Raw genomic sequence first — 26,817 nt, 5'->3', positions numbered from 1 at the left:
GCTGTATCAGGGGGCGGGGCGGCGAGGCAACGGGGCGGCGGCGGAAAGGGCGGGGACTGGCGGATAAACAGGCCGGCCGTGCGCGGTCGCGCACGGTCGTGCGAGGCGTTGCCCCGTACATGAAAGGGAAGGTCGCCGTGCCCGGCAGGGGTACGCCACATCCCTTTCGCGTCTCCGCTGCGCGGCGGAGCATGGCGGACCGAAGCGATTTCGCGGTCGGCACCGGGCACGACGGCCTTCGCATCGGGGCATAAAGCAACGCGCCTGCCGCCACAAGTGCGGGCACGGTCGGGCACGCAAAAGGGGCTCCGCCAATGCGGAGCCCCCTTGTCAAAACACCATGGGCCGGGCCTGCGCCCCGCGCTCTTCGCGCGCGGACATGCAGTGCACGCAGCGGGTGGTGGTGGGCACGGCCAGCAGCCGCGCGGCGGGAATCTCGTTGCCGCAGTCGTCGCAGTAGCCGAAGTCCTCGTCGTCCAGCCTCTCCAGCGTGGCGCGCAGCACCTGCAAGCGTGTTTCGGTACGCTGCTTCCACGACCGGTAGGTCATGCCTTCCACGTCGGGCATCCGCTCGGGGTCGCTCGCATCCTCCACGCCCTGCAAGCCGCGCCAGCGGTCCAGGGCCTCGCGCAGGTCGCGGATTTCCTGCTTCAGCCTGCGCCGTACCACGGCAATGGTTTCTTCGCGCATGTCGTTCCTCCTTCGGCGCGGCCCAGGCCCTGCCCGCGCAATGCGCGGGGGGGCGGCCAGGCGCCGGGTGCCCCTTGGGGCAAGTTTGTCGGGTGGGGTGAAAAAAAAGCCCCGTCTACCAAGGTGGTGGACGGGGCCGCGTGTTGCGTGTGCGTGCAGAATGCCGCTATGCGCCCCCCCCTGTCCCGGTGACGCGTTCACCACGGGCAAAGAACCGGTCGGAACCGGTGAATGCGGTGGCGCGGACGGAAAGGGAAATGAAACGCATGGGATATTCCTTGCTGGCCTTGTGAGGATAAATTCCGTGTGCTTCGCGAAAGAACTGTTTCGGACGCAACGGCCTTACTATACATCATCCCGCGCCCAATGCAAGCCCTGCTGCGCCACCTGTTCCACGCTTCGCGCCACGCTGCACCGGCACTGCACAACACCATGAATTATCTTGCGTTCGACGCGGACAGCACGCCGCCCGCAGCGTTCTGCCCCACAGGGCCGGGACCGCAGCCGGAGCGGGCCGCAGCCGGGACGGGCCACAACAGCTGTTGCCAGCATTCGGCCTGTTCGTGTTCAGGGGTACCGGAAATCGGGGCGTCGCCGGGCCGGGGATTGGAGCATCCGGGGCCGGGCGCCCGAAAAAAACGGAACGCGCCGACCAGCCCGGAGACTGGTCGGCGCGTTCGCCCGGCGTGGTGCGCCGGATTGGCTCAGCGGTCCTGCGTGGCTTCAAAGGGCGCGGATGCCGCGGCACCGCGCGCTACCTCGTTCTGCGCATGGACGAATGTGAACAGGGCCGAAGTGAGAATGATGATGGCCAGCAACAAGTACCTCATCTAACGGACATCCTTCTGCGACGGTTGAAGGTGGCGAGGTACGGCGCCCTGGGCGCCTGCCTGCGCAATGCGGTCCCCGTTGCATGCGCTATAGTCCGGGATGGTCCGTCGCGCAAGCCAAAATGCGTTTCTTTTCCGCACGGTGCAAAACATTGCGCAACGGCGTGATGGCCACGCGTCAATCCGTTGCCGGACCCCCTGCCCCTTGCGATGGCGGGCACACCACCCGGCAAGGCTGCCGACGCCTCCTCCGGCTGCCGAGTTGCTTCCGTGCCGTCATCCTGCTAGATTGCGAACATCGAAAAGCGTACCCGCCCGACAGCAGCCGCATGGCGCGGTCAGGCGCGCAGGTCAGGCGCACGGGTCGGGCGCGCGGGTCGGGCGCGCAGGTCAGGCGCACGGGTCGGGCGCGCAGGTCAGGCGCACGGGTCGGGCGCGCAGGTCAGGCGCACGGGTCAGGCGCGCAGGTCAGGCGCACGGGTCGGGCGCGCGGTTTCGCTCCACGTCACCCCGTGGGACACCACTCTACCTACCATGACAGGGAGAACCTTCATGTCCGGCTACATGCTTTGGGGCGGCTTCAACCTCTTCGTGCTCGTTCTGCTGGCCTTCGACCTTGGCGTGCTGCACCGCAAGGACAAGGAGATGTCCCTGTCCGGCGCGCTGTGGATGAGCCTTGCCTATTTCGCGCTGGCGCTGGCCTTCGGCGGCGGCGTGTTCATGTTCATGGGCGAGCAGAAGGGGCTGGAATACATCACCGGCTACCTCATCGAAAAAAGCCTGAGCGTGGACAACATATTCGTGTTCGTGCTGGTGTTCACCCATTTCGCGGTGCCCGCCGCCTTGCAGTACCGGGTGCTGTTCTGGGGGATTCTGGGGGCGCTGGCCATGCGCGCCGGGCTTATCCTGGCCGGGGCGGCCATCCTGAATGCCTTCCACTGGGTGATCTACGTGTTCGGCGGGTTTCTGGTCATCACCGGCATCAAGATGCTGCTGGCGGCCGACAGCGAGCCGGACCTTTCCGGCAACCGGGTGGTGCGGTTGTTCCGCCGCCACTTCCGCCTGACGGAAGGATACGAGGGCGGGCATTTCGTGGTGCGCAAGAACGGCCTGCTGCACGCCACCCCGCTGCTGGTGGTGCTTGTAATCATAGAATTCTCCGACCTGGTCTTCGCGCTGGATTCCATCCCCGCCATCTTCGCCGTGTCCACCGACCCGTTCATCGTCTACACCTCCAACGTGTTCGCCATCCTGGGCCTGCGGGCGCTGTACTTCGCCCTGGCGGGGGTCATCCACCGCTTCCGCTATCTCAAGTACGGCCTGTCGCTGGTGCTGGTGTTCATCGGTGCCAAGATGATCGTCAACGCCGCCTTCGACGCCAAGATCATTTCCACTGGCGCGGCCCTGCTGGTGACCTTCGGCATAATCGCCGGGTCCATGCTGATTTCCATGGTAAAGACACGCGGCGCGGGCGCGGCGGCACAGGCCGCTCCGCCCCTGGGTTGGGTGCCGGGCACCCCGCGCAAAAATGAACGGTCTACCGACAACACCGGCAAGACCCCGCGTTGACACCCCTATTGCCACGGAATATTCTTTATCCGGAAACAACTGTTCCCCGTCTGCCCCGCAGTTGCACCCCAGGGGGGCTGCACTGGCGGGGCAGTCGCGACTGGACACGACTGGACACGACGGCACACGACGGCACACGACGGCACGCGCCTGCACACCACTGGACACGACTGCGCGAACTGATCGGAACTGGTCCGACGGGCCACAACGACGCATCCTCGACAACCGCCCCGGCTCCGGAATGCACCGGCACCCCCATGGATACCCGCACCCGCCTCGCCTCCCTGCTGGAACGCCTGCGCGACAACGGACACCGGCTCACCCCCCAGCGGGTGGCCATCGTCCGCGCCCTGATCGAACACGACGGCCACCCCACGGTGGAACAACTGCACCAGTCCATCCTGCCGGACTTTCCCACCACCAGCCTGGCCACGGTGTACAAGACCATCGCCCTGTTGAAGGAAGACGGCGAGGTGCTGGAACTGGGCTTTGGCGAACTGGGCAGCCGCTACGACGGCAGGCACCCGGAACCGCACCCCCACCTGATCTGCACCCGCTGCGGGGCCATCGCCGACTATTCGTTGCAGGAACTGGACGAACTGGTGGCGCGCATGGCCGCCGCAACGGGCTTTGCCGTGACCAGCCACCGATTCGACATGTTCGGGCTGTGCCCTGCCTGCCGGGGGGCTGCCCACCCAGCCAATACGGACACCCAGCCCGACACGCCAGCCGACACGCCCCCCCTCCGGGGCTGAGCGCCCGCACGCCGAAGCACACAACACCCTGCCGCGACAGGGCACTCCGCACGACGTCAGACCAGACCCGAACCTGATCCGAACCTGACACGGGCCTGATCCGCGCCCACCCATGCCCAACCCAGGCCCGGTCCGCCGGGCCTTTTCATTTTTCGTTGACAGCTGCTCCCGCTTGTGGATAATAATTATTACAAAGCTATTTTTATCATCTACTATAGCGCCGTCTCACCGGACTGGCACCCGACTGGCACCCTATCCCCCCCGGCTGACACCCATCAGTCACCCCCAACAGGAGGAACCCATGACGAAGCACAAGCTCACCACCAACGCAGGCGCCCCGGTACCCGACAACCAGAACGCCATGACCGCCGGGCCGCGCGGCCCCATGCTGCTGCAAGACGTGTGGTTTCTGGAAAAACTGGCCCACTTCGACCGCGAGGTGATCCCCGAGCGGCGCATGCATGCCAAGGGGTCCGGCGCGTACGGCACCTTCACCGTCACCCACGACATCACCAGGTACACCAAGGCCGCCCTGTTCTCGAAAATCGGCAAGAAGACCGATCTGTTCGTGCGCTTCTCCACCGTGGCGGGCGAGCGCGGCGCCGCCGACGCGGAACGCGACATCCGGGGCTTCGCCATCAAGTTCTACACTGAACAGGGCAACTGGGACCTGGTGGGCAACAATACCCCGGTCTTCTTCCTGCGCGACCCGCTGAAATTCCCCGACCTGAACCACGCCGTGAAGCGCGACCCGCGCACCAACATGCGCAGCGCGAAGAACAACTGGGACTTCTGGACATCCCTGCCCGAGGCGCTGCACCAGGTCACCGTGGTCATGAGCGACCGGGGCATTCCCGCCAGCTACCGGCACATGCACGGATTCGGCAGCCACACCTTCAGCTTCATCAGCCCGGACAACCAGCGCTACTGGGTAAAGTTCCACCTGCGCACCCAGCAGGGCATCAGGAACCTGACCGACGCCGAGGCCGAGGCCATCGTGGCCAGGGACCGCGAAAGCCACCAGCGCGACCTGTACGACAGCATCGAACGCGGCGACTTCCCCAAGTGGACCATGTACGTGCAGGTCATGCCCGAAAAGGACGCGGAAAAGCTGCCCTACCACCCCTTCGACCTGACCAAGGTGTGGTTCCACAAGGACTACCCGCTCATCGAGGTGGGCGTGCTGGAACTGAACCGCAACCCGGAAAACTACTTCGCCGAAGTGGAACAGGCCGCGTTCAACCCCGCCAACGTCGTGCCGGGCATCAGTTTTTCGCCCGACAAGATGTTGCAGGGCCGCCTGTTCTCCTACGGCGACGCGCACCGTTACCGCCTAGGCGTGAACCACCACCTGATCCCGGTCAACGCCGCGCGCTGCCCGGTGCACAGCTATCACCGCGACGGGGCCATGCGCGTTGACGGCAACCACGGCAGCACCCTGGCCTACGAGCCCAACAGCTACGGCGAATGGCAGGAGCAGCCCGACTTCGCGGAGCCGCCCCTGGCCATCAAGGGCGATGCCGCGCACTGGAACTTCCGCGAGGACGACGCCGACTACTACGACCAGCCCGGACGCCTGTTCCGCCTGATGACCCCGCAGCAGCAGGACGAGCTGTTCCAGAACACCGCGCGGGCCATGGGCGATGCGCCGGAAGAGATCAAGCGCCGCCACGTGGGCAACTGCGCCAAGGCCGACCCGGCCTATGGCGCGGGCGTGGCCAAGGCCCTGGGCCTGAAGATGTAGCGCCACCGGCGGCGGGCATCCCCAGCGGAACCGCCCGCCGCCCCCTCGCCGCCCAATCTTCCGCTCCGGCATTCCGGCAACGCGGGCTGCACCCCGCATCTGGCGGGATGCCCGGCGGACCCCCCGTGATGCATCCGTTCCTTGATGCATCCTGCTGTCTGCGGGCCCCCCCTGCACGGCCACGCGGAAAGGCCCCCGGCGTCACGCCGGGGGCCTTGTGCGTCATGTCATGGGGCAGGGACTGAAGCCGTCCGTTCAGGACAGGGCTGTATCGTCCGGAGGGGCATCCCCGCCGTCTTCACGCCGGGAAGGCCCTGCCCCCGTGGACAGCCCGTCCAAGGGCAGGTCGACGCGGAACACGCTGCCCTCGCCAGGGCGCGACTCCACGTCCATGCGCCCCTCGTGCCCCTTGGTAATGATGAAGTACGACACCGACAGGCCAAGCCCCGTGCCCACCCCGGGCGGCTTGGTGGTATAGAACGGCTCGAAGATGCGGCGCTGCACCTCCGGCGTCATGCCGGGGCCGTTGTCCTCCACCTCCAGGCGCAGCCACCCCTCCAGCGCAAAGGCGCGCAGCACGATGCGCGGGTCGTCGCGGCGCGGGTCCATGCCCGCCAGTGCCTGCGCCGCGTTGCGCAGCAGATTCAACAGCACCTGTTCCACCTCCGTCTCCACGCAGGGCACCGGGGGCAGGTTATCCGCCACGTGAATGTCTATGCGGATCTTTCTGAAATCGTAGTTCTTCTTCAGGTCGTAGTCGCTGGCCGCAAGGTTCACGGCGCGGTCCATCAGCCCCCGCAGGTCGCAGGCGGTGCTGCGTGCGGCGCTGCCACGGCTGAAGTCCAGCATGTGCCGGATGATGGACGCGGCACGAATGCCCGCCGCCCGGATGTCCTCGATGAACCGGTCGACCTTGCGTATCCGCAGGTAGCGTTGCAGGGCATCAAGGTCCAGCCCCACCTCCTGCGCCGCGGCGATATTGGCGGGCAGCACGGTGTTCATGCGCTGCTGCATGTTCTGCGAAGCCTGCATGATGGCGCCGAGAGGGTTGTTGATCTCGTGGGCGATGCCCGCCGCAATGCCCCCCACCGAAATCATCTTCTCGGTCTGGATCATCACCGCCTGCATCTTCTTCAGTTCGGTCACGTCGCGCAGCACCAGCATGAACAGGGATCTGCCGCCGATGTCCATGGCCTGGCCGGAGAGGGAATGGAACACTTCCCGCCCGCCTGCCCCATCTGGCCCGCCTGCCCCATCTGGCCCGTCCCCCTCATCCGGGGCGCGCCCCGCCACTTCCACGTTGCGGATGGTTCCTTCGTCCTTCAGCCGCGCCCACACGCCTTGCCGCACGGAATCGTCGGGAAAAATGCCCAGATCCCCCACCCTGCGGCCCGCCACGGCCTGGCGAGACAGGCCGAACGCGGCGGCAGCGGCATCGTTGACGTCTTCCACCACGCCGCTCTCCGGCGCCACCAGCAGAACGCTGTCCGGCGAAAGGCGGAACAGGCTGGAAAAACGGTCCTCGGACCGGCGCAACCGGGCCATGGCCCGTTGCAGCGCGCCCAGCGCCAGCGCCACGCAGGCCAGCGTGACCAGCGATATGCCCCCGCTGGCCGCAGCCAGACGGCGCGCCGGGGCCAGGATGTCCCCTTCGTCCGCCTCGACCACCAGAAACCAGTCGGTGGCCGCGTTGCGCCGGAACGTGATCAAGTGTTGCCGTCCCGCCCTCCGCACCGCCTGGGGGGCCAGGTTGGCGCCCGGCACCGCGCCGTCACCCGCGAGCAGCATTTCCAGCAGTCGTGCGTCGGGCGAAAAATCCTCGGGCCCGGCCCACGCGGGGCGTGCCAGCAGCCGCCCCGTACCGCTCAGGATGTACGCACCGCCCGCCGCGCCCAGATGCACGCTGTCCAGAATGTCCCGCGCAAAGACATCCATGGCGGTAATGGCCGCCACAATGCCCGCCACCTCGCCATCGGAACCTCGCACGGGTTCTGCGGTGACCAGCACCGCCCCCCCGGTAAGCCGCGATTTCTCCACCAGTTCCAGGGCAGAGACACCCCGCATGGCCGACCGGAACGTATCGCGACCGGAAATATTCATCCGGTCCCCGTCCAGTGGCAGGGTGGCCAACACCACCATTCCTGCCCGATCGGCCAGCAGCAGATGGCTGAACCCGCCAACCTGCACGAAGGCATCCAACCTGCGCTGGGCCGACACCCGCGCGGAGCGCCCCAGGTACGAATCCTCCAGCGCCAGTTGCAGCACCTCTTCCTGGCTGACAAGGACAGTACGCCGCGCGATGTCGCGCACCCGCCCGGATACGTCGCGGTCCAGCAACTCCAGCGCCTGCACCATCTGCGCACCGGCCATTTCCTCTGCCGCGCCGCGGGTATAGCGATAGGCCACGCCGGAAATGACCAGCACCCCGATGAACACCGCAGTGAGCGCCGTGGCGATGAACCGCTCGGGCATGCCCCATATCCGGGGGCTGCCCGACGCGTGCGGGGCTGACCCGTCTGCCCGATCTGGCCGCTCTGGCCGGTCTGGCCGGTCTGGCCGGTCTGGCCTGACGGGCCTGACGGGCCTGGCGGGCGTGTCCGAATGGCCTGGCTGGTTTGGCTGGCTTTGCTGATCGGGGGAATTCATTGGATGACCAGATCCGCCGCCTTGATGATCTCGTAGGGAATGACCAGCCCCAGACGCTCCGCCGTCTTCAGGTTGACGAACACCAGACCCTGCTGGTTGATGGCCACGGGCAGGTCGCCCGCCCGCCCCCCGCGCAGCACCAGATGGCGCACCATGCGGCCCGCCAGCAGGCCCTGCTCGTGGGCAGACTCCAGTATGCCGCACAGGTGGCCATGGTCGCGCGTGGCATCGCTGAAGCCCAGCGTGGGCTTGCGCAACACGGAAAGGTTCCAGTCGCGCACGGTTTCGGCGGGCACCGTCTTGCCTGTGGAGGCATCCACCAGCGAATGGTACAGGCCCAGCGCCAGGGCATCGGCATGCTCCTGAGCGGAAAGCACCGCCCGTTTCCATTCCTGAAAGGTGCGCACCATGGCCACGTCGGACAGTTGCAGGGCAAAGGGACCGTTGCGGGTCATGTCGTCGCGCATGTCGGCCAGCACGTACCCGGCGGATTCCGAATCATCCAGCAGCACCGCCACGTTCCTGATGCGGGGGTCTATCTTGCGCAGCAGGTCGAACCCTTCGCGAAAGTGCCAGCGTTCGCGCACGCCGGTAACGTCGGATGCCGGATACCCATAGCTGCCCAACGGGGCGTTGACCCCGCAGAACACCACCTGCGGCCCTCGGCCGTCCACGCCCTTGCCCATCAGGTACGGCACGGCCAGGTACAGCTGTGCCGCATCGTCCACGGTTATCACCACCCTGGGTTCCAGTTCCGCGATGCGGGCGGCAATGCTCCGCGCGGCGGCGCGCAGATGGTCGGGCGAAGGATTGCGCTTGGCGTCCAGATAGAACACCTCGATGACGACCCCCGCGTCCCGCAATGCGTCGCGGATGCCTTCATTGATGTTCCGACACCATATATAGTCTGAATGGTAACTCTGCACCACGCACACCCGCGTCAACGCAGTGCGCGCCGGGGCGGCCTGCGAAAACGCCGCGCCCCCGGCAAGCATGATCGGCAGCAGCGCCGCCAACAGCAGGATGAAACGGAAACGGCGTACCATGGCACCCCCATGACGAGTCCGTGGCCGGATGCCGCAACCGTAACAGCGGCACCCGCCATTTTGCATCATGGAACAAAGTCGCCGCCATGTCCATCAGTGCCACAGGCCCGGGACTGCGCCAAAGCCACTGTCGTCCGCCGCTGGCGCGCACGGAAAAACCCGGCGCGGGGCCAAAGTTTCGCCTGCATGCGCAGGCGGTGCCTGCGGGCGGGTTCAATCCCCCCGCTGCCGGGCAAGCCCCAGCCACGCCGCCGCCACCTTGCGGCAGAACGCCTCCGAGGCTTCCGCCAGCAGGGGCATGTCGCGGGCCAGTTCGTCGAAGTACGCGTCGTCGAACTTCTCGCGGCAGGCGGCGTATTCGCTCATGCGCCCCTTGCGGAACATGTCCACCCAGTCCTGCACGATGGCGGCATCCACTTCCAGATGGAACTGGAAACCGTACGAGGCGTTGCCCACGCGAAAGCACTGGTTGCGGCACCGGGCGCCCTGCACCAGCAGGGTGGCCCCTTGCGGCAGGTCGAAGGTGTCTTCATGGAAGGACATCAGGTGCGGCAGGGGCAACGCGCCGGACAATGCGGGCCCCAGCACGGAATCAGTCAGGCCCGCCTCGGTGGGGGCAAGGGGCACGAAGCCGAACTCCAGCGCGCCCATGGCCCACGGTCTGCCGCCGTGGGCGCGGGCCAGCAGCTGCGCCCCCAGGCAGATCCCCGCCACCGGCCTGCCCGCCGCGCCGAAGGCGCGCAGCAGGTCCATCAGGTGCGGGAAATGGGGCGAACCTTCGTTGTCCCGGCGGTGCTGCGCCCCGCCCAACACCACCAGCGCGTCGTACCCGGACAGGGCCTCGTCGCGGGACGGCAGCGCGTCTCCGCGCCCCGGCCGCAGGGTGGTCAGCGCCGCGCCGCAGCGTGCCAGTTCCTTGCAGAAGCTGCCGCCGGGGGCGTCGTTGCCGGGCCGCACCACCAACACGCGCAGCCCGGTGACGCCGTCGTTGGGCCACGGGGTTACCCGCACGCAGGTTTCGTAGTACGGCGTGCCGCGCCCCACCCGGCTGGACAGGGCGCGGGTGAGCAGGTTCAGCCCGTGCCCGGCCTTGTTCCAGCCGCCCCGCTCGGCCACCAGGATGTCCGGACGCTGGCCGTCTGCGGTGCGCAGGATGGCCTTCACCGCGCCCACGCTGCTTTCCACCCGCACCACCGCGCCGTCGGGCAGGCCCAGCCGTGCGGCCTCTTCCGTGGCCAGCGCCACCTCGGTCAGGGCGTCGTGCTCGGCCATGGTGCGTTCGGAGCAGATGTACCCGTGCGGGGCGATGGTCAGCAGGCGGTAGGGATAGTCGGGGTCCACCGCGCCGAGCCCGGCCGGGTCGAAGTCGGCCATGAACCGGAACCTGCCGGACGGCGTTGGAAAGGTCCTGTCCGCGTAGGGCACCATGGGCGCATCCAGCCGGAAGGCCCCGGCGCGCAGCCGCTCCGGCGTGCAGTCCTGTTCCCACATGGGCGCGCACAGGTCGCGCAGCCATTCGTCCACGCCGCGCCGGAAGCGGTCAGCAAAGGGAAAGCGCGCCGCAAGGTCGTGGAACATCATGAATTCCGAGCGGCACTCGCCCACCGGCTCGATGGCCCTGTTCACCGGCCCCACGTAGTTGTGGCCGTAGCTGGCCATGGCGTCGTCTTCTTCCAGAAAGGTGGTGGCGGGCAGGAAGACGTGGGCAAGGTCCGCCGTGTCGTCCATGAAGTGGCCGGAATAGACCACGAATTCCGCCGTGCGGAAGGCGCGGGCAACGGCCCCGGCATCGGCCGCCATGCAGGCCGGGTTGCCCGCCGTGACCATGAGCATGCGGATTTCCGGGTCGCGCGCGTCCAGAATCTCGCGGCCGATCTCGGGCAGCAACAGGGTGCGCCGGGGCGGGTTCAACCCGTCGCCCCAGTACTGCTGGTCGTAGGGGCCGTATTCCTCGAAGCCCTGGCTCACGCCGCCGCCCGGCACGCCGATGTTGCCGCTGATGGCCCCCAGCGCATCCACGGCGCGGATGGACAGGTGCGCCGCCTCGTGCCGGTGCATGCCCCAGCCCAGCAGGATGGACGTGGGCCGCTGGCGCAGCATCATGTCCGCCAGAAATTCCGCGTCGGCCACGTCCACGCCGCAGCGGGCGCACAGGTCGTCCACCGTGTACCGGTCAAGTATGCGCAGGTATTCCGCCGCGCCCTCGGCGTGGCGCGCCATGAATTCACGGTCCTCGCCCCCCGCGCGCACAATGAGTTTGGTCACGGCCATGGCCAGAAAGGCGTCGGTGCCCGCGCGCGGGGCGATGTGCCGGTCGGCCAGCGGGGCCGAACGGTTGCGGACCGGGTCCACCAGCACCACCGTGCCCCCCCGCTTGCGGATGCCGCGCAGGATGGGCACCAGACTGATCTGGGTGGACGCCGGGTTGCGGCCCCACAGGATGAGCGAGTTGCTGTTGCAGTGGTCCAGCGGGTCGTGCGAGACGCGCTGGCCGAAGTCGAGGTTCTGCGCCCCCTGCCCCGCCCCGCCGCACAACGAGCCGCGCAGGGTGGTCACCCCGCCGAACAGGTTGAAGAAGTAGCGGTTCAGCAGCTTCAGCGCGGTGCGTTCGCCATAGCCCTGATAGTACAGGATGGCTTCCGTGCCGGATTCGTCGCGGATGGTGGTCATGCGCGCGGCGATGCGGTCCAGCGCCTCGTCCCAGGTGGCGCGGCGCCAGGGCTGGTGGCGGTGGTCGCGCAGCAGCGGGTGCGTGATGCGCTCCGGGCTGTACACCCGCTTCACGTAGCGCTGCGCCTTGACGCAGGCCTTGCCGCGCGTCAGCGGGTGGTCCGGGTCGCCCGCCAGCCGCACCAGGCGGCCATCTCGCACGGTGGCCACAAGCCCGCAGCTGTTGGGGCAGTCGCGGGTGCAACTGGTGATGATGCGTTGTTCGATGCAGGCGTGGCCTGCCGCGTGGCCGGAAGAGTGGCCGGAAGAGTGGCCGGAGTCCGCTTCTGCCCCATGGGGAGCATGGGCCGATGTGCTGCGCATGTCGTTTCCATCCCGTGGCGCAACCCCGGATGGCGGCCCGCAGGCCGGAAAGGACGAGCCCTGCCCGCACGCCCGTAGTCCCGTTCATGGCACAGCCGCCCCGGCGCGGCAAGCGGCCCCGTGCCCTCGGCGTGACCGCCACGTGGTCTCCACCCGTCCGGCCCACTCCGGCAAGCATCCGTCACCCGCCCCGTCACCAGCCCCGTCACCCGCCCCGTCGCCAGCCCGGCCCGCGTCCGGTCCACGTCCGGTCCACGTCCGGTCCACGTCCGGTCTGCACCCGGCCCCAACCGGCCCTTGTGCAGGGGACGCCCCGGCGCTACAACCATGACGGCACCGCCCCCGCGCCGGGCACTTCCGTCCGTTCCGCCGCACCCGTCCGGGCGCCCCGCGCCGCCCACCTGCCAATTGACACCCACGGCGCCATGGGGCAAGGGTGCCACAGGCTGGCACCCGCCGCGCGCCGTCTCCCGCATTCCGGAAGGCCAGCGCCGCGCGGCAGGTCACCCCGCCACCGCCACATGGCGGGCCGCACGGCCCCGCGCCGCGCCCGCAAACCATACAGGAAGCCATCATGTCCAACGGCAAAATCCGCGTCGCGGTCTTTTTCGGCGGGCGTTCGCCCGAGCATGACGTCAGCATCGTCACCGGCTTGCAGGTCATCCAGGCCCTGGACGCCGCGCAGTACGAACCCGTGCCCGTCTACGTGGACCGCTGCGGCGTCTGGCGCACCGGCGAAAAACTGCTGGACCGCGCCACCTACATCCCCGCCCGCGAGGCCGACGGCCTGCCCGCCGTGTCGCTGGAAATCGCCCCCGGCAAGGGCGGCATGCTGGTGGAGCAGACCTCCAGGCTGTTCGGCAAGCCCAGGCGCATTCCCTTCGACGTGGCCATCCCCGCCTTCCACGGTCCCTACGGCGAAGACGGCGACATGCAGGGCCTGTTCGAGGCCGTTGGCATTCCCTACACCGGCATGCGCGTGCTGGCTTCCGCCATCTTCATGGACAAGGCGGCCACCAAGCAGGCCCTGGCCGGCACCGGCATTCCCATGTTGCCCTGCGCGGTGCTGCGCAAGCCCGTGGGCGGCCTGCTGCCCCCGCGCGCCGACATCGAGGCCGCGCTGGCGGGCATCACCCTGCCCGGCTGCCTGAAGCCCGCGCACCTTGGCAGCAGCATCGGCGTGGCCAAGGTGGATTCCATCGAGGACATCGAAGCGGTGCTGCCCGGCCTGTTCAGGAACGACACCGTGGCCATCGTGGAGCCGTATCTGGACGGCTGCGTGGAGTACAACATTTCGGTGCGGCGCGACGGCGAGGGGCACGCCACCTCGGCCATCGAGCGGCCCAAGCGCGACAGCGAACTGCTGGACTTTCGCCAGAAGTACCTTTCGTCGGGCGGAAAGACCGGCAGCAAGACCGGCGGAATGGGCGGCACCAAGAGCGCGGGCGATTCCGGCAGCGCGGGCATGCTTTCGCTGACGCGAGAGATCAACCCCGACCTTCCCGAAAGCCTGGAAGGCCGCATCCGCGACTTTGCGGTGCGCACCTACGCGGCCTTTGGCGGCACCGGCGCGCCGCGCATGGACTTCATGTACGACGCCACCCGCGACGAGGTGTGGCTGAACGAGGTGAACCCCATCCCCGGTTCGTTCGCGTTTTTCCTGTGGGAAGCGGCGGAAAGCCCGATACGCTTCACCCGGCTGCTCTCGCTGATGATCGACGAGGCGCGGGCCATGGCCCGGCACACCGCCTGCCCGGAGGACCCGACCCCCGAGGCCGCCCGGCTGTTCCCCCGCCGGTAGTCACTGCCGGGGACATACGTGTCCCCCTGCCTCTTTCGCATGCAACGCGCGCCGTCCCCGCCGGATGGCGCGCGTTTGTTTTGTCGCCCTCGCGCGGGCAACACTGGCAAAGGGCTTCTCCCTGCCCGCAGCCTTGCCCAGTGTGTTGCCCCCAACCTGCCTGTCTCAGCCTGTCCGGCCCCAGCCTGTCTGCCTCAACCTGTCCGGGCCCAGCCCGTTGGGCCCCCATACGCCCGCCCCTTGCCCCTTCGCGGGCCCCCGGTGTACACCACGGGGCGCGCCACGCCGTTTGCCCCGCCCTCATCATTGTCGCCCGCGTGCCTTTACGCACAGGGGCAATGGCCGCCACGCCGAACACACCATCCTGAGGCCAGCATGGATTCCGCCACCCCGCAGACCGCCGCAGACGCGGCCACCTCCGCCGCCGCTTCCTCCACTTCCTCAACCGTGGCAAACGGGGGGCCATACCTGCACGTGGTGCACCTGCCCAATGCCGCGCCCGTCCGCCGAAAGTCGGCCAACGCCCCGGACACGGCCCCTGCGGACGCGGGCACCCCCGCCCCGCAAATAGTCCCCCGGATTGTCCCGCAGATCATTTGGGCGCACGGCTGGATGCACACCCACGCCAACCTGCTGCCGCTGGCCAACACCTGCACCCACGGGCGGGACAACTACCTGCTGGACATGCCCGGCTTCGGCCGCTCCGGCATGCCGCCCGCCACCTGGGGCACGCAGGACTACGCCGACCACGCCGCCGCATGGCTGCGCACCCTGCCGCGCGGCAGGCGCATCTGGGTGGGGCATTCCTTCGGCTGCCGGGTGGGCCTGCAACTGGCGGCCCGCCATCCGGACCTGCTGGACGGCCTGTTCCTGATGGCCGCCGCCGGGCTGCCCCGCCGCCGCACCCCCACGGAAAGATTCACGCGCGGGTGCCGCATCGCCGCGTTCAAGACGCTGAAGCACCTCAACTGGCTGGGCCTCGGCGCGGAGCGGGTGCGCCGCTTCTTCGGCAGCGCGGACTACGCCAACGCGGGCGCCCTGCGGCCCGTGTTCGTCAGCGTGGTCAACGAGAACCTGTCCGACGTGGCCGCCCGCGTGGCCTGCCCCGTGCACCTGCTGTACGGAGAAAACGACACGGAAACCCCGCCCTCCATGGGGCAGGACTTTGCCCGGCTGCTGCCGCACGCGCACCTGCAGGTGCTGCCGCGCTTCGGGCATCTGGATATTCTGACGGCGGGCGGCCATCAGGCCGTGTACGCCCTGGACACCTTCTGCGAGGAAATCTTCGGTGGCTAGCTCTCTGTTTCTGGGCGCGGCGTTTCTTGCGTTCGCCGTGCGGCGCGGCCTGACCTGGCTGCACATCTTTCAGCAGGAAGAATACGACGGCCCGCGTTTCTTGCGCTGGATGGCCGCCGCCCGCGCCTTCGACAAGCGCGCCACCCTGCCCCTGCTGGCCTGCTGGGGCGCGGCACTGGCCGCGCCGGAGTCCGCACCGTACGCCAAATGGGCGGCGGGATTCGTGCTGCTGGCCGTGGCCGCCGTGGAAGACAACCCCCTCAAGGCCGCCAAGAAAAAGCTGGTGCTCACCGCGCGGGTCAAGCGCATCCTGTCCGTGGCGCTGGGGCTGACGGCGGTGTACGCCGTGGCGCTGGCCCTGTGCCCCGCCGCACCCGCTGCGCTGCTGCCGTTCTGGATACTCGGGGTGCAGGCGCTGCCGCTGGCGCTGGTTGCGGCCAACGCATCGCTGGCCCCGGTGGAGGCGCGCATCCAGCAGGGCTTCTGGAACGAGGCTCACGAAAAGCTGCTGCGCCTTGCTCCCACGGTGATCGCGGTCACCGGATCGTACGGCAAGACCAGCGTGAAGCACATCCTGGCCCATGTGCTGGGCTGCTACCACCCCACGCTGATGACGCCGGGCAGCATCAACACGCCCATGGGCATTTCGCGCATCATCCGGGAACGGCTGACCGACGCGCACCGCTTCTTCATCGCGGAAATGGGCGCCTACGGCATCGGCTCCATCGAACGGCTGTGCAGGCTGGCACCGCCCGATTTCGCCATCATCACCAACGTGGGCCCGGCGCACTACGAACGCTTCAAGGATCTGGCCACCGTGGTGCGGGCCAAGTTCGAACTGGCGCACGCCACCGTGGCCCGTGGGGGCCGGGTGGTGCTGCCCGCCGCCCTGCTGGCGTACGACCACGCGCGCGACTTTGCAGCCGCCAACGCGGGCGCGGTACTGCTGTGCGCTGGCGCGGACGTGAACGCGGACGCAGGCGGAGCGGGCGTGGCGGAACCTTCGGTGCGCGTGCTGGACGCCGGGCAGGACCTTTCCGGCATCCATGCGCGCCTGCTGTACCGGGGGCAGGAATACGAGGTGCGCGCGCCCATCCACGGCATGCACCACGTGGACAACGTGGCCCTGGCCTTTGCCGCCGCGTGCGGCGTGGGCGTGGAGCCGCAGCGGGTGGTCAGCGCCCTGCGCAGCCTGCCGCAAATCGCCCACCGGCTGGAGGTAAAGCCCCAGCCCGACGGTTCCGTGCTCATCGACGATGCCTACAACTCCAACCCCTCCGGCTTCGCCTCCGCCCTCGACCTGCTGGACCTGTACCGCAAGTCCGGGCAGCGCGGCGTGCTGGTGACCCCCGGCATGGTGGAACTGGGCACGCTGCACGACAGCGCCCACGCGGAACTCGGCGCGCGCGCCGCGGCCTGCGCCGACGTGCTGCTGGCCGTGGCCCCGGCCCGCATCCCCACGCTGGTGGATGCCTTCCGCGCCGCCGCAGGGCCGGATCAACTGGTGGTGGAATGCGCGGACTTTGCCGCCGCCCGCGCCTGGCTGGCCGCCAACATCGGCCCCGGCGACGCCGTGCTGCTGGAAAACGACCTGCCGGACCTGTACGAAAAGAAGGTGCGGGTGTAGGGGACGCTTCCCGGCCACCGCCCCCCCATTACTCCGCCCCTTGACGGAACAGTTCCGGTACGCTCTACTGACGCGGACACGATAACGGAGACGACACGACGGAGACAACGGCCCGCTTTCGCAAGAACAGTCGGCCTTGTGACACCCGCGATGTGCAACTGCAACAGCATGTAGCCCCGCACACCCAGCAGACACACTTCATGACATACCTGTCCACGATCCACGTCGATATTCTCATGTGTCTCGCCTTGCTGCCAGCCATTGCAGTGGCTGCCATCAAGCTCGACAGAAGCATTCCCGCGCACCGGCATCTCATATCAATCATGGTGTGCGTCTTCATCCTGCTTGTGCTTGAAGCATGCAGCGTGGCTCTGGATGCCAACTTCAACGCCACCATCCGCGACAACGTGCAGCTTGTCCCCCTCGGCAAGCTGGTCAACAGCATCGGCTTCCTGCTGGTGCCCGCGCCCGCCTTTCTGACGTGGACCTTCCTGCACCATTGGACCGGCGTGCGCCTTGCCGCACCTGCCATCCTGTTCTGGACGCTTCCCCTTGCCTGCAACGCGGCACTGGCCATACTCAGCTACAACGAGGGACTGCTGTTTTCCGTCGCCCCCGACAACACCTACTCGCGCGGGCCGTGGTTCGTCATATCCCCGGCCATATTCTACGGCTACCAAACCCTGGCGGTAAGCGTCCTGGTCCGCCAGCGCGCCCGGCTGCGGGCGGAGGAAGCGGCCCTGTTCGCCCTGGCGTTGGTCTTGCCCGCCATCACCGCGGCCATCCAGCTGCACTACTTCACCTTTCTGACCATCTGGAGCAGTTGGGCCATCTCGTGCATCATCCTGCTGGTGACCGTGTTCATCAATTCGTCCGAGCGCGACGAACTGACCAAGCTGGCCAACAGGACCGCCTATCGCAACGCCATCACCAAGGCCCGCCGCATGCGCGAACTGAAGATGTGCGTGGCCCTGCTGGACATGGACGGCCTGAAAGCCATCAACGACAGGTACGGGCATGCCGCCGGAGACCATGCATTGCTGGCGCTTGCCGAAGGGCTGCGGAAAACCTTTGACGAAAGGTTCAGCGTGATGCGCTTTGGCGGCGACGAATTCGCCGTTGTCCAGTTCGACAACGACCCCGCCGCCATCTACGAACGGCTCTGCACCCTTGAAAACGACCTGGCGGAACAGGATGCCGCCTTCGGCAGGCCGTACCGCGTGGCCTTCAGCTACGGGCTGGCCTGCTCGCGCGACGGCGAATGCGTTGACGCCCTGCTGAAGCGGTGCGATACGCTGATGTACGACCGCAAACGCCAGAAGCACATCAAGGCAGACGCCACCGCCCACTGAGCGGCGCCCGTTCCCGCCTGACGTCGCCCGGCTGTCACCCTGACCACGCCCGGTCGGCCCGGCACCTTTCCGCATCGTCCAGGCCCCCCCCTCCCGGCCCAGGCATGGCGGGCGCCCTGCCGCCGGTTCCCAGTCGCGGTCCCGCACCTGAACACACCTTGGGGAGCAGCATGCGCACATCCACCATCTTCTGCCCCGGCAACGCCTGCTTCCCCGGCCTCGCCGACCATACCCCCAGACTTCCGGCCTGCCGACTGGCGCCATCCGGCGTGCTGGCCGCCCTGATGCTGGGCTCCCTGATGCTGGGCGCCCTCACGCTGTCAGGCGGTTGTGCGGCCCGGCACCCGAGCGCGCCCGCCGCCCTCCAGTCCGCCGACCAGACTGCGGGCCAGCGCCCCCTCCAGCCAGCTTCGCAGGCCGTCAGTTCCGTCCAGCTCGTCCAGTCGGAGCGCAGTTGGGACGGCGCCACGCTGCCCGCGTATCCGCAGGGCCAGCCGCAGGTCACCATCCTGCGCATCACCATTCCCGCCGGGGCGCGGCTGCCCCTGCATCATCACCCGGTAATCAACGCCGGGGTGCTGACACGCGGCCAGTTGCTGGTCACCACGTCGGACGGCAAGGAACTGCGCCTCGCGGCGGGCGACCCCATCGTGGAGGTGGTGAACAACCCGCATCAGGGCTTCAACCCCGGCAGCGAGCCCGCAGAAATCATCGTCTTCTACGCCGGGCAGGCGGGCACTCCGCTGGCCGTCAAGCAGGGGCAATAGCCGACCCGATTCCTGCCATCCTCTCCTCATGGGGCGCAGGGCACTGGCCTTGTGCCCGCCGTCTCTCCGCTTCTCCTCATTGTCTCGCCTTCTCCGCATGCCGCACCACCCCCTGAAAAAATCAGGGACTGCATACCCGGCAAGGATACACTACATTGGTGCTTGGGCGCACACCCGACTCCGGAGTCCCGCGTATCCCCATGCGCGGCGGCATGCCGCCTTTTCCAACGGGCAACGCACGGCGGCCTGCCGCCGCGCCGCAGCAGATCGGACACCTCCATGAGCACCCGGACCGCCTGTCCCTCCTTCTCTCCCCGCTCCACCGGCATCGCCACGCCGCGCCCCCCTGCCGCACGCACCGCCTTGCGCCTGCCGTCCGCCACAGCATCCGGCCCAGCATCCGGCCCGATATCCGCCCTGACATCCACCCTGACCTCCGCCCTGCTGTCCATTGCCGCGTGTGCGTTCCTGCTGGCCGCGTGGCCCGCTCCCGGCCTTGCCGCGCCGCAACGGGCCCTGCTGATCAGTTCCTACCACCCGGCTTTCCCCACCTTCTTCCAGCAGATCGACGGCATCCGCTCGGAACTGGACCCGGCGGGCGTGGCCCTGGACGTGGAATTCATGGACAGCAAGCGCTTCAACGACCCGCGCAACCAGGCCCACTTTCTCGACCACCTACGCTACAAGTTGTCCCGCGTGGCCCCGTACGACGTCATCATCACCTCGGACGACAACGCGCTGAACCTTGCCCTGGAACACCGGGATGCCCTGTTCCCCGCCACGCCCGTGGTCTTCTGCGGGGTCAACAACGTGGCGCTGGCCCAGGGCCTGAGCGGTTCCCCCGCCTTTGCCGGGGTCATCGAGGCCGTTTCCATGCAGGAAACGCTGGACCTGATCCGCCAGTTGCGCCCGCGCGGCACCATTCACGCCATCTCGGACGCCACATTGTCCGGCCGGGCGGACATGCTGACCTTTCGCGAGTTGGCGGCCCGCAACGTCCCGGCCCCCAGCCGGGAACTGTCGCTGGAAAACCTGACCTGGGACGACCTGGCCCGCCGCGTGGCCGCCCTGCCCGACACCGACGCCATCCTGCTGCTTTCGGCGTACGAAGACGCGGCGGGCGCACCCAGACCGTTCGAGGAAAGCCTGGCCTTCATCCTGCGCCACGCCGACGCGCCGGTGTTCCACCTGTGGGAGCACGGCCTGGGCAAGGGGCTGGCGGGCGGCAAGGTCATTTCGCACTTCGAGCAGGGGCGCATCGCGGCGCAACTGGCCCTGCGCATCATGAACGGCGCATCCCCCGGCGACATCCCCGTGATCGAGGGCGACGCGGCCAACAGGTACATCTTCGACCATCAGGTGCTGGCGCGCTTCGGCATCGCGGAAAGCCAACTGCCGCCGGGCAGCCGCATCCTCAACGCCCCCTCGTCGCCGTGGGTGGTCTACCGGCGCGAACTGCGGGTGGCGGCGGCGGCGCTGGTGGTCATCCTGGCTCTGACGCTCTTCCTGATCTTTCACGTCATCCGCCTGCGCCAGGCCAGAACGGACATCCGCCACAGCGAGGAACGCTACCGCATCCTGTTCGACCAGTCGCCCGTGGGCATCGCCCACTTCGACGGCGAAGGCGGCATCATTGCCCTGAACGCCAAGTTCCAGGAAATCGTGGGGGCGCCGCGCCACAAGGTGCTGGGGCTGAACATGCTGCACGACGTGCGCGACCCCGAAATGCTGCGGGCCGTGCGCACCGCCTTCGAAGGCGGCATAGGCCGTTACGAGGGCAGCTACACCTCGGTGGCGGGCCGCAAGACCACGCTGGTCAGCTGCATTCTCAAGTGCATCTTCGCGCCGGGCGGCAGACACCTGTACGGCCTGATAATGGCGGAAGACCTCACCGAACGCCGCCGGGCGGAAGACACCCTGCGCGAACGCGAAATGTTCCTGCTGGAAACCCAGCGCATCACCCGCGTGGGCGGATGGAAGGCGGGCACCCGGTCCGACAGGCTGGTCTGGACCGACGAGGTCAACCGCATCCTCGAGGTGCCGCCGAACTACAAGCCGGGGCTTGCCGAGAGCATTTCGCTCTACGCGCCGGAATACCGGCCCGGGGTGTGGCAGATGCTGCGAACCGTGGCCCGCGACGGCACCCCCGTGGATATGGAATGCGAGGTCGTCACCAGCAGGAGCACCCGCAAGTGGACCCACCTGCGCGCGGTGGGCTGCGTGGAAGAGCACGGGGAGCAGCTCATCCTGGGCACGCTTCAGGACATCACCGAACGCAAGACGGCGGAAATCGAACTGCTCAACGCCAAGCTGCGGGCAGAGGCCGCCAGCAAGGCCAAGAGCGAATTCCTGGCCAACATGAGCCACGAGATACGCACCCCGCTCAACGGCATCCTGGGCATGCTCCAGCTCATGCACACCACCCGGCTGGGTGCCGAGCAGGCGGACTATGCGAACATCGCCATCCAGTCCGGCAGGCGGCTGGCGCGGCTGCTTTCCGACATGCTGGACCTGTCGCGCATCGAATCGGGCAAGCTGGATATCCGCCACGTGCCCTTCCGGCTTGCGGCAGCGGTGCAGCAGGTGGTGGAACTGTTCCTGCCCATTTCGCTGCAAGCGGGGATACGGCTCGACGTGCGCATGGACCCGGCCACCCCCGAAACCCTGCTTGGCGACATCGTGCGGGTGCAGCAGGTGCTCACCAACCTGCTGGGCAATTCCTTCAAGTTCACCAGAAGCGGCGGCATCACCCTGGCGGTCCACCGCCTGCCCCCGCCGCACGGCCCCGCCTGCCGGGTGCTGTTCACCATTTCGGACACGGGGTGCGGCATTCCGGAAGACAAGCTGGGCGAACTGTTCGAGCCGTTCACCCAGGCCAGCAACGGAATGCGCCGCTCGCACCAGGGCGCCGGGCTGGGGCTTTCCATCTGCAAGCGGCTGGTGCACCTGATGGGCGGGGAAATCACCATCGAAAGCCAGGAAGGCGCGGGCACCACGGCCTGCGTCAGTCTGCCCTTCACCCTAGTGCCCGATACCGGCGAAAGAACGGAGGCGCCGGATACGGCGAATGCGCCTGACCTTCCCGATGTGCCCGGCGTGGCTGGCGTGCCCGGCATGCCTGGCGCGCGGGGCGCGGCACCGGCCCCCCGCCCAGATGCGGCATCGCCCTGCCGGATCCTGCTGGTGGAAGACGACACGGTAACCCAGCTGGCCGTGCGACGGATGCTGGAAAAGGCGGGGCATACCGTCACCGTGGCGGGAGACGGGCGCGCTGGCCTGCACGCGTTGGCTGGCGGCTCGTTCGACATGGTGCTCATGGACATCCAGATGCCCATCATGGACGGCATGGAGGCCGTTGCCCGCATTCGCAAGGGGGAGGCCGGGCCGGACAGGGCAGGCATTCCCGTCGTGGCCCTGACCGCCTACGCCATGGAGGGTGACCGGGAACGATTCATGGGCGCAGGCATGGACGCCTACGCCACCAAGCCCACGGACATGGATACGCTGCATGCGGTCATTGGCCGCCTGTGCGGGCAGGGACAGACAACACGGCAAGGATAGCCGGGCCGCAAGGCCGTACGGGCGGAATGCGCCGGCACGGCATCTGGTGGACACGACACCCGGTGGGCACGGCATCCGGTAGACGCGGCACCGGCTGGTGCGCGCGAAAACGGGCGGAAGCTCAGTCCTTCAGAGCGTGCACCGGGGCAAAGGGCAGGTAGTCGCCCGGCATGTCGTCCTTCAGGTTCACGCCGGTAAGCCCGGCGGCAAAGGCCCCCTGCACCAGATAGCACAGCTTGCGCACGCCTTCTTCGATGGCAAGGCCGCCGGGACGCACGTTGGAGATGCAGTTGCGGGCCTCGTCCGTGCAGCCGGGCACGGGCGCATGGGTCAGGTAGACGCCCAGCGAATTGGGCGAGCTGAGGCCGGGCCGCTCGCCGATCAGCATCACCACCAGCCGCGCGCCCAGCAGGTGGGCCACCTCGTCGGCCACGGCCACGCGCCCGTGGTCCACCAGCGCCACGGGCGTGGCGGTGTAGCCCGCCGCGCGGGCCTGCTCCAGAAACCGCAGGGCGAAGGGGGCGGCGTTCTCGTGCACGGCGCGGGCGGAAAGCCCGCTGCTGACCACCACGCAGATGTCCGCCCCTTTTGCGTCCGAAGCGCCCTTTGCCTGCCCAGCCGATGCCTCGCGCAGGATGCCCCGCGAGGCATCGGAAAGCTGGCGGCCCTTGTCCGGTCGGGCCAGGAATTCCGCCGTGTCCGCCGCCGCGCTGTGCAGTTCCAGGCACTGTACGCCGCCCCGTTCCAGGGCGGCGCGCACGCCCGCCATGTCGAAGGGGGTCAGCACCGCGTCGCGCGCCCTGGCGTGAGCCATGCGGAAATCCAGCCACCGGCCGTGCGGCAGGCTGATGCCGCAACGACCCAGGGCAATGCGGGCATCGGTGTGGCGGCGCAGGTCGCTCCAGGTGTCGTCGGTCACCGGGGCGGGCCGCGCCGCAAGGTCGTCGTCTCGTGCCCTGTCCATGGCGTCCCTCCTCAGGCGTCCTGCCGCACGCGCTGTTCAAGCCCCAGCAGGGCGCCGCCGGGGGGCAGCAGGTTGCCGTCCCGGTCGTGGATGCCCATGCGTTCCAGCCAGGCCTCGAATTCCGGGGCGGGACGCCTGCCCAGCAGCTTGCGCAGGTAGGCAGCGTCGTGAAACGAGGTGGACTGGTAGTTGAGCATGATGTCGTCCGCGCCCGGCACGCCCATGATGAAATTGCAGCCTGCCGTGCCCAGCAGGGTCAGCAGCGCGTCCATGTCGTCCTGGTCCGCGTCGGCGTGGTTGGTGTAGCAGATGTCCACCCCCATGGGCAGGCCCAGCAACTTGCCGCAGCAGTGGTCCTCCAGCCCGGCCCGGATGATCTGCTTGCCGTTGTACAGGTATTCCGGCCCGATGAACCCCACCACCGTGTTCACCAGCAGCGGGCGGTAGCGGCGCGCCACGGCATAGGCCCGGCATTCCACGGTCTGCTGGTCCACGCCGTGATGGGCGTTGGCCGAAAGCGCGCTGCCCTGCCCCGTCTCGAAGTACATCACGTTGTCGCCCAGCGTGCCGCGCTGCAATTCCAGCGTGGCCTGCCACGCCTCGTCCAGCAGGCCCAGGCTGATGCCGAAGCTGGCGTTGGCCTTTTCCGTCCCGGCGATGGACTGGAAGCACAGGTCCAGCGGCGCGCCCCGCCGAATGAGCTCCATGGCGCTGGTCACGTGGGTGAGCACGCAGCCTTGGGTGGGTATCTCGTACCGGGCGATGAGTTCGTCCAGCAGGTGCATCAGCCGGGCGATGTTATCCAGGCTGTCCGAAGCCGGGTTGATGCCGATGACTGCATCGCCCGAGCCGTAGTACAGCCCGTCGATGGTGGAGGCCAGGATGCCGCGCGCGTCGTCGGTGGGGTGATTGGGTTGCAGGCGGGCAGAAAAGTGGCCCGGCAGCCCGATGGTGTTGCGGAACCGGGTGACCACCCGGCACCTGGAGGCCACCAGCACCAGGTCCTGCAGGCGCATCAGCTTGCTGGCCGCCGCCACCATTTCCGGCGTCAGGCCGGGGGCAAGCGCGGCCAGGCTGGCATGGTTCGCCGCGTCGGTAAGCAGCCAGTCGCGGAACTGGCCCACGGTATACGAGCGTACTGGGGCAAAGGCCGCTGCGTCGTGGCTGTCCATGATAAGCCGGGTGATCTCGTCGTCCTCGTAGGGGATCACCGCCTCGTCGAGAAAGCGCTTCAGCGGCACGTCGGCCAACAGCATCTGGGCGCACACGCGCTCTTCGTCGCTGGCTGCGGCCACCCCGGCCAGGACATCCCCCGAACGCAGGGGGGACGCCTTGGCCAGAAGTTCACGCAGCGGACTGTGAACGTTCATGGGAGCCTCGCTTTACAGGAACACCCGGGGCAGGAACATGGCGATGCACGGGAAGACCATGACCGGCACCAGACCTATGCGCATGAGGAGTACCATGGGGACGATGGAGCTGTATATGTCGCCGGGGGTAACGCCCTTGGGCGCCATGGCCTCATCAGGATGTTGTGGAAATGGTAGGGGGCCTTTCGATATTCTCCGCAGCTTGTCGCCACACCTCCTGTACGGGTCTTCGTTGACGCGCTGCCCCACCCGATGGAGCGGACCGCGCCCCCCGAGGGTCGAGATTCCTCGGCATCCCCGGTCCAGCTGCGGGCCTTCCGGGGAAATCGCATCCTCCTCTTGTCGCAAGCACCAGTTCATGTTCCCGAATGGGAACATGAACTGCCAATGCGTTCCCCTTCGGCCCATCAAAGCCGGACAACACGGGAAGTCTCCAGCATAACCATCCGACATCACGGCGCATGACCTTCTGGCACTACTCTTGCCTAGGGTGGGGATACCACAGCACGCAGGAGGATCCCGTGTCGGAGAACGTCATTTCGCAACCCTTTGAAAAGCAGCAGGCATTCGCCCAAGCCATATTCGAAAGCCTGCCCGGCTTGATGCTGATCACGGCGGTGGCCCTTGTGGCCAACTTCGTGGCCCCGATTCTTGAAACCTATCCCCTGTTCAAGACCTACCTCTCGCTCAAGGACTTCATCCTGGCCATCATCATAGGCATCGCGATCCGCAACACCGTGGGCGTGCCCGCCGTGTTCCAGCCGGGTCTGCGCTATTCCACCATCATGACCAAGACCGGCATCGTGGTCATGGGGTCCAGCTATTCGCTGGCCGGTCTGGTGTCGGTTGGCGGCCAGGCCCTGGTGTTCATCGCGGTGTTCCTGTTCGGCACCGCCCTGATCATGATGTGGCTCTGCAACAGGCTTGGCATGTCCTCTTCGCTTGGCGCCTGCCTGGCGGCGGGCATGTCGGTGTGCGGCGTTTCCGCCACCATCGCCATCTCCCCGGCGGTGAAAGCCAAGAACGAGGACATGGCCTATGCCATCGCGGTGGTCCTGATGTTCGGCCTGCTGGCCCTGGTGGCATTCCCTCTGGTGGGCAGGCTGTTCAACCTGACCGCCGAGCAGTTCGGCGCCTTCGCGGGCGTGGGCATCATCAACTCCGCGCAGGTGCTCGCCGCCGGGTTCGGCTACAGCCCGGAAGCCGGGAAGGTGGCTGGCATCTACAACATCGGCCGGGTGATCTTTTTGCCTTTCGTGGTGCTGATGCTGGCCCTGATGGCCGCGGCGCAGGAGGCCAAGCAGGGCAACGAAGTGGTCAAGATCAACAAGCTGCAGATGATCCGCGACAAGTTCCCCCTGTTCATCCTGGGCTTCATCGCCATCGTGTGCATGAACACCATGGGCATGCTGAGCAAGGCCGAGATCAAGGTGGCCAAGGTGTTCATGGAATGGGCCTTCCTTCTGGGCTTTGCCAGCATCGGCCTGACCACCCGCCTTTCCGACCTGCGCGCCGCAGGCCTCAAGGGCTTCCTGTTCGGATTTGGCGTCGCGGGCCTGAAAGCCGTGCTGGCTCTGGTCGCCGTCCTCTACTTCATGAAATAATCAAAAGGAGCCAATCATGTCTTTCTTCAAGTCCATTTCCAAGTCTCGCCGTCAGGATTCCATCGTCGTCCTTCTCGGGTTCGCGGTCATCGCGCTGTGCAAGGTTATCGCCTAGTTCATGCCTTCATCCAGGCGGCCGCCGGACGAGCGTCCGGCGGCCGC

The 26,817-nt window shown here is 67.7% G+C and carries 17 protein-coding genes; 10 read left to right on the top strand and 7 right to left on the bottom strand.

Going from position 1 to position 26,817, the window contains the following annotated elements; genetic code table 11:
* Nucleotides 1-330: 330 nt before the first annotated feature.
* Nucleotides 331-690, bottom strand: coding sequence for a TraR/DksA family transcriptional regulator (locus K6142_RS11030; RefSeq protein ID WP_012612377.1), 360 nt, complete (start codon nt 688-690; stop codon nt 331-333).
* Between the two features lie 1,382 nt (nt 691-2,072).
* Here K6142_RS11030 and K6142_RS11025 point away from each other — a divergent pair.
* The 3 genes from K6142_RS11025 to K6142_RS11015 all read left to right on the top strand — a co-directional run bounded on the left by K6142_RS11025 (nt 2,073) and on the right by K6142_RS11015 (nt 5,588).
* Entirely contained in the window at nt 2,073-3,089 is a 1,017-nt protein-coding gene (locus tag K6142_RS11025) for a TerC family protein (RefSeq protein WP_190244688.1), read from the top strand.
* A 257-nt stretch (nt 3,090-3,346) separates the two neighbouring features.
* Nucleotides 3,347-3,844 (top strand): Fur family transcriptional regulator, encoded by a 498-nt coding sequence (locus tag K6142_RS11020; RefSeq protein ID WP_190244689.1) that lies wholly within the window; start codon nt 3,347-3,349, stop codon nt 3,842-3,844.
* 301 nt (nt 3,845-4,145) lie between these two features.
* Nucleotides 4,146-5,588: a catalase gene (locus tag K6142_RS11015; protein ID WP_190244690.1), complete on the top strand. Its 1,443-nt coding sequence runs from the start codon at nt 4,146-4,148 to the stop codon at nt 5,586-5,588.
* 255 nt (nt 5,589-5,843) lie between these two features.
* Here K6142_RS11015 and K6142_RS11010 read toward each other — a convergent pair whose 3' ends face one another.
* The 3 genes from K6142_RS11010 to K6142_RS11000 all read right to left on the bottom strand — a co-directional run bounded on the left by K6142_RS11010 (nt 5,844) and on the right by K6142_RS11000 (nt 12,313).
* Nucleotides 5,844-8,060 (bottom strand): PAS domain-containing sensor histidine kinase, encoded by a 2,217-nt coding sequence (locus K6142_RS11010; RefSeq protein ID WP_190244691.1) that lies wholly within the window; start codon nt 8,058-8,060, stop codon nt 5,844-5,846.
* Nucleotides 8,061-8,230: 170 nt separating this feature from the next.
* Complete coding sequence (locus K6142_RS11005) at nt 8,231-9,280, bottom strand: ABC transporter substrate-binding protein (RefSeq protein ID WP_190244692.1); 1,050 nt, start codon at nt 9,278-9,280, stop codon at nt 8,231-8,233.
* A 213-nt stretch (nt 9,281-9,493) separates the two neighbouring features.
* A complete protein-coding gene (locus tag K6142_RS11000) occupies nt 9,494-12,313 on the bottom strand; it encodes a molybdopterin-dependent oxidoreductase (RefSeq protein WP_223290325.1) in 2,820 nt (939 codons plus the stop codon).
* 574 nt (nt 12,314-12,887) lie between these two features.
* On the opposite strand from K6142_RS11000, the gene K6142_RS10995 reads away from it, so the two are divergent.
* From K6142_RS10995 to K6142_RS10970, 6 genes are all read left to right on the top strand, one after another.
* A complete protein-coding gene (locus tag K6142_RS10995) occupies nt 12,888-14,114 on the top strand; it encodes a D-alanine--D-alanine ligase (protein WP_190244693.1) in 1,227 nt (408 codons plus the stop codon).
* Nucleotides 14,115-14,489: 375 nt separating this feature from the next.
* A complete protein-coding gene (locus K6142_RS10990) occupies nt 14,490-15,410 on the top strand; it encodes an alpha/beta fold hydrolase (RefSeq protein ID WP_223290326.1) in 921 nt (306 codons plus the stop codon).
* A complete protein-coding gene (locus K6142_RS10985; RefSeq protein WP_190244695.1) occupies nt 15,403-17,037 on the top strand; it encodes a Mur ligase family protein in 1,635 nt (544 codons plus the stop codon). Before K6142_RS10990 ends, K6142_RS10985 begins: the two co-directional genes overlap by 8 nt.
* A gap of 200 nt (nt 17,038-17,237) precedes the next feature.
* Complete coding sequence (locus K6142_RS10980) at nt 17,238-18,389, top strand: sensor domain-containing diguanylate cyclase (RefSeq protein ID WP_190244696.1); 1,152 nt, start codon at nt 17,238-17,240, stop codon at nt 18,387-18,389.
* A 170-nt stretch (nt 18,390-18,559) separates the two neighbouring features.
* On the top strand, nt 18,560-19,156 hold the full coding sequence (locus K6142_RS10975; RefSeq protein WP_223290327.1) for a cupin domain-containing protein: 597 nt from the start codon (nt 18,560-18,562) through the stop codon (nt 19,154-19,156).
* Nucleotides 19,157-19,435: 279 nt separating this feature from the next.
* The gene (locus tag K6142_RS10970; protein ID WP_190244697.1) at nt 19,436-22,717 is read left to right on the top strand and encodes an ATP-binding protein; all 3,282 of its coding nucleotides are present in this window, start codon (nt 19,436-19,438) and stop codon (nt 22,715-22,717) included.
* A gap of 121 nt (nt 22,718-22,838) precedes the next feature.
* Here K6142_RS10970 and eutC read toward each other — a convergent pair whose 3' ends face one another.
* From eutC to K6142_RS16575, 3 genes are read right to left on the bottom strand one after another with little or no spacing between them, the layout of a single operon-like run.
* Nucleotides 22,839-23,681, bottom strand: a complete 843-nt coding sequence (gene eutC, locus K6142_RS10965; protein WP_190244698.1) for an ethanolamine ammonia-lyase subunit EutC — start codon at nt 23,679-23,681, stop codon at nt 22,839-22,841.
* A gap of 11 nt (nt 23,682-23,692) precedes the next feature.
* Nucleotides 23,693-25,051 (bottom strand): ethanolamine ammonia-lyase subunit EutB, encoded by a 1,359-nt coding sequence (locus K6142_RS10960; protein ID WP_190244699.1) that lies wholly within the window; start codon nt 25,049-25,051, stop codon nt 23,693-23,695.
* 12 nt (nt 25,052-25,063) lie between these two features.
* Nucleotides 25,064-25,198 (bottom strand): hypothetical protein, encoded by a 135-nt coding sequence (locus K6142_RS16575; protein ID WP_263284337.1) that lies wholly within the window; start codon nt 25,196-25,198, stop codon nt 25,064-25,066.
* A gap of 374 nt (nt 25,199-25,572) precedes the next feature.
* Between K6142_RS16575 and K6142_RS10955 the strand changes: the two genes are divergently transcribed.
* Complete coding sequence (locus K6142_RS10955; protein WP_190244700.1) at nt 25,573-26,655, top strand: YeiH family protein; 1,083 nt, start codon at nt 25,573-25,575, stop codon at nt 26,653-26,655.
* The last annotated feature ends 162 nt before the right edge of the window (nt 26,656-26,817 follow it).

This window comes from Nitratidesulfovibrio sp. SRB-5 (assembly GCF_019931275.1).
In the GTDB taxonomy this organism is placed as follows: Bacteria; Desulfobacterota; Desulfovibrionia; order Desulfovibrionales; family Desulfovibrionaceae; genus Cupidesulfovibrio.
Note: the sequence above shows the minus strand (reverse complement) of the source record. Positions and strands in the feature narration are given on the sequence as shown.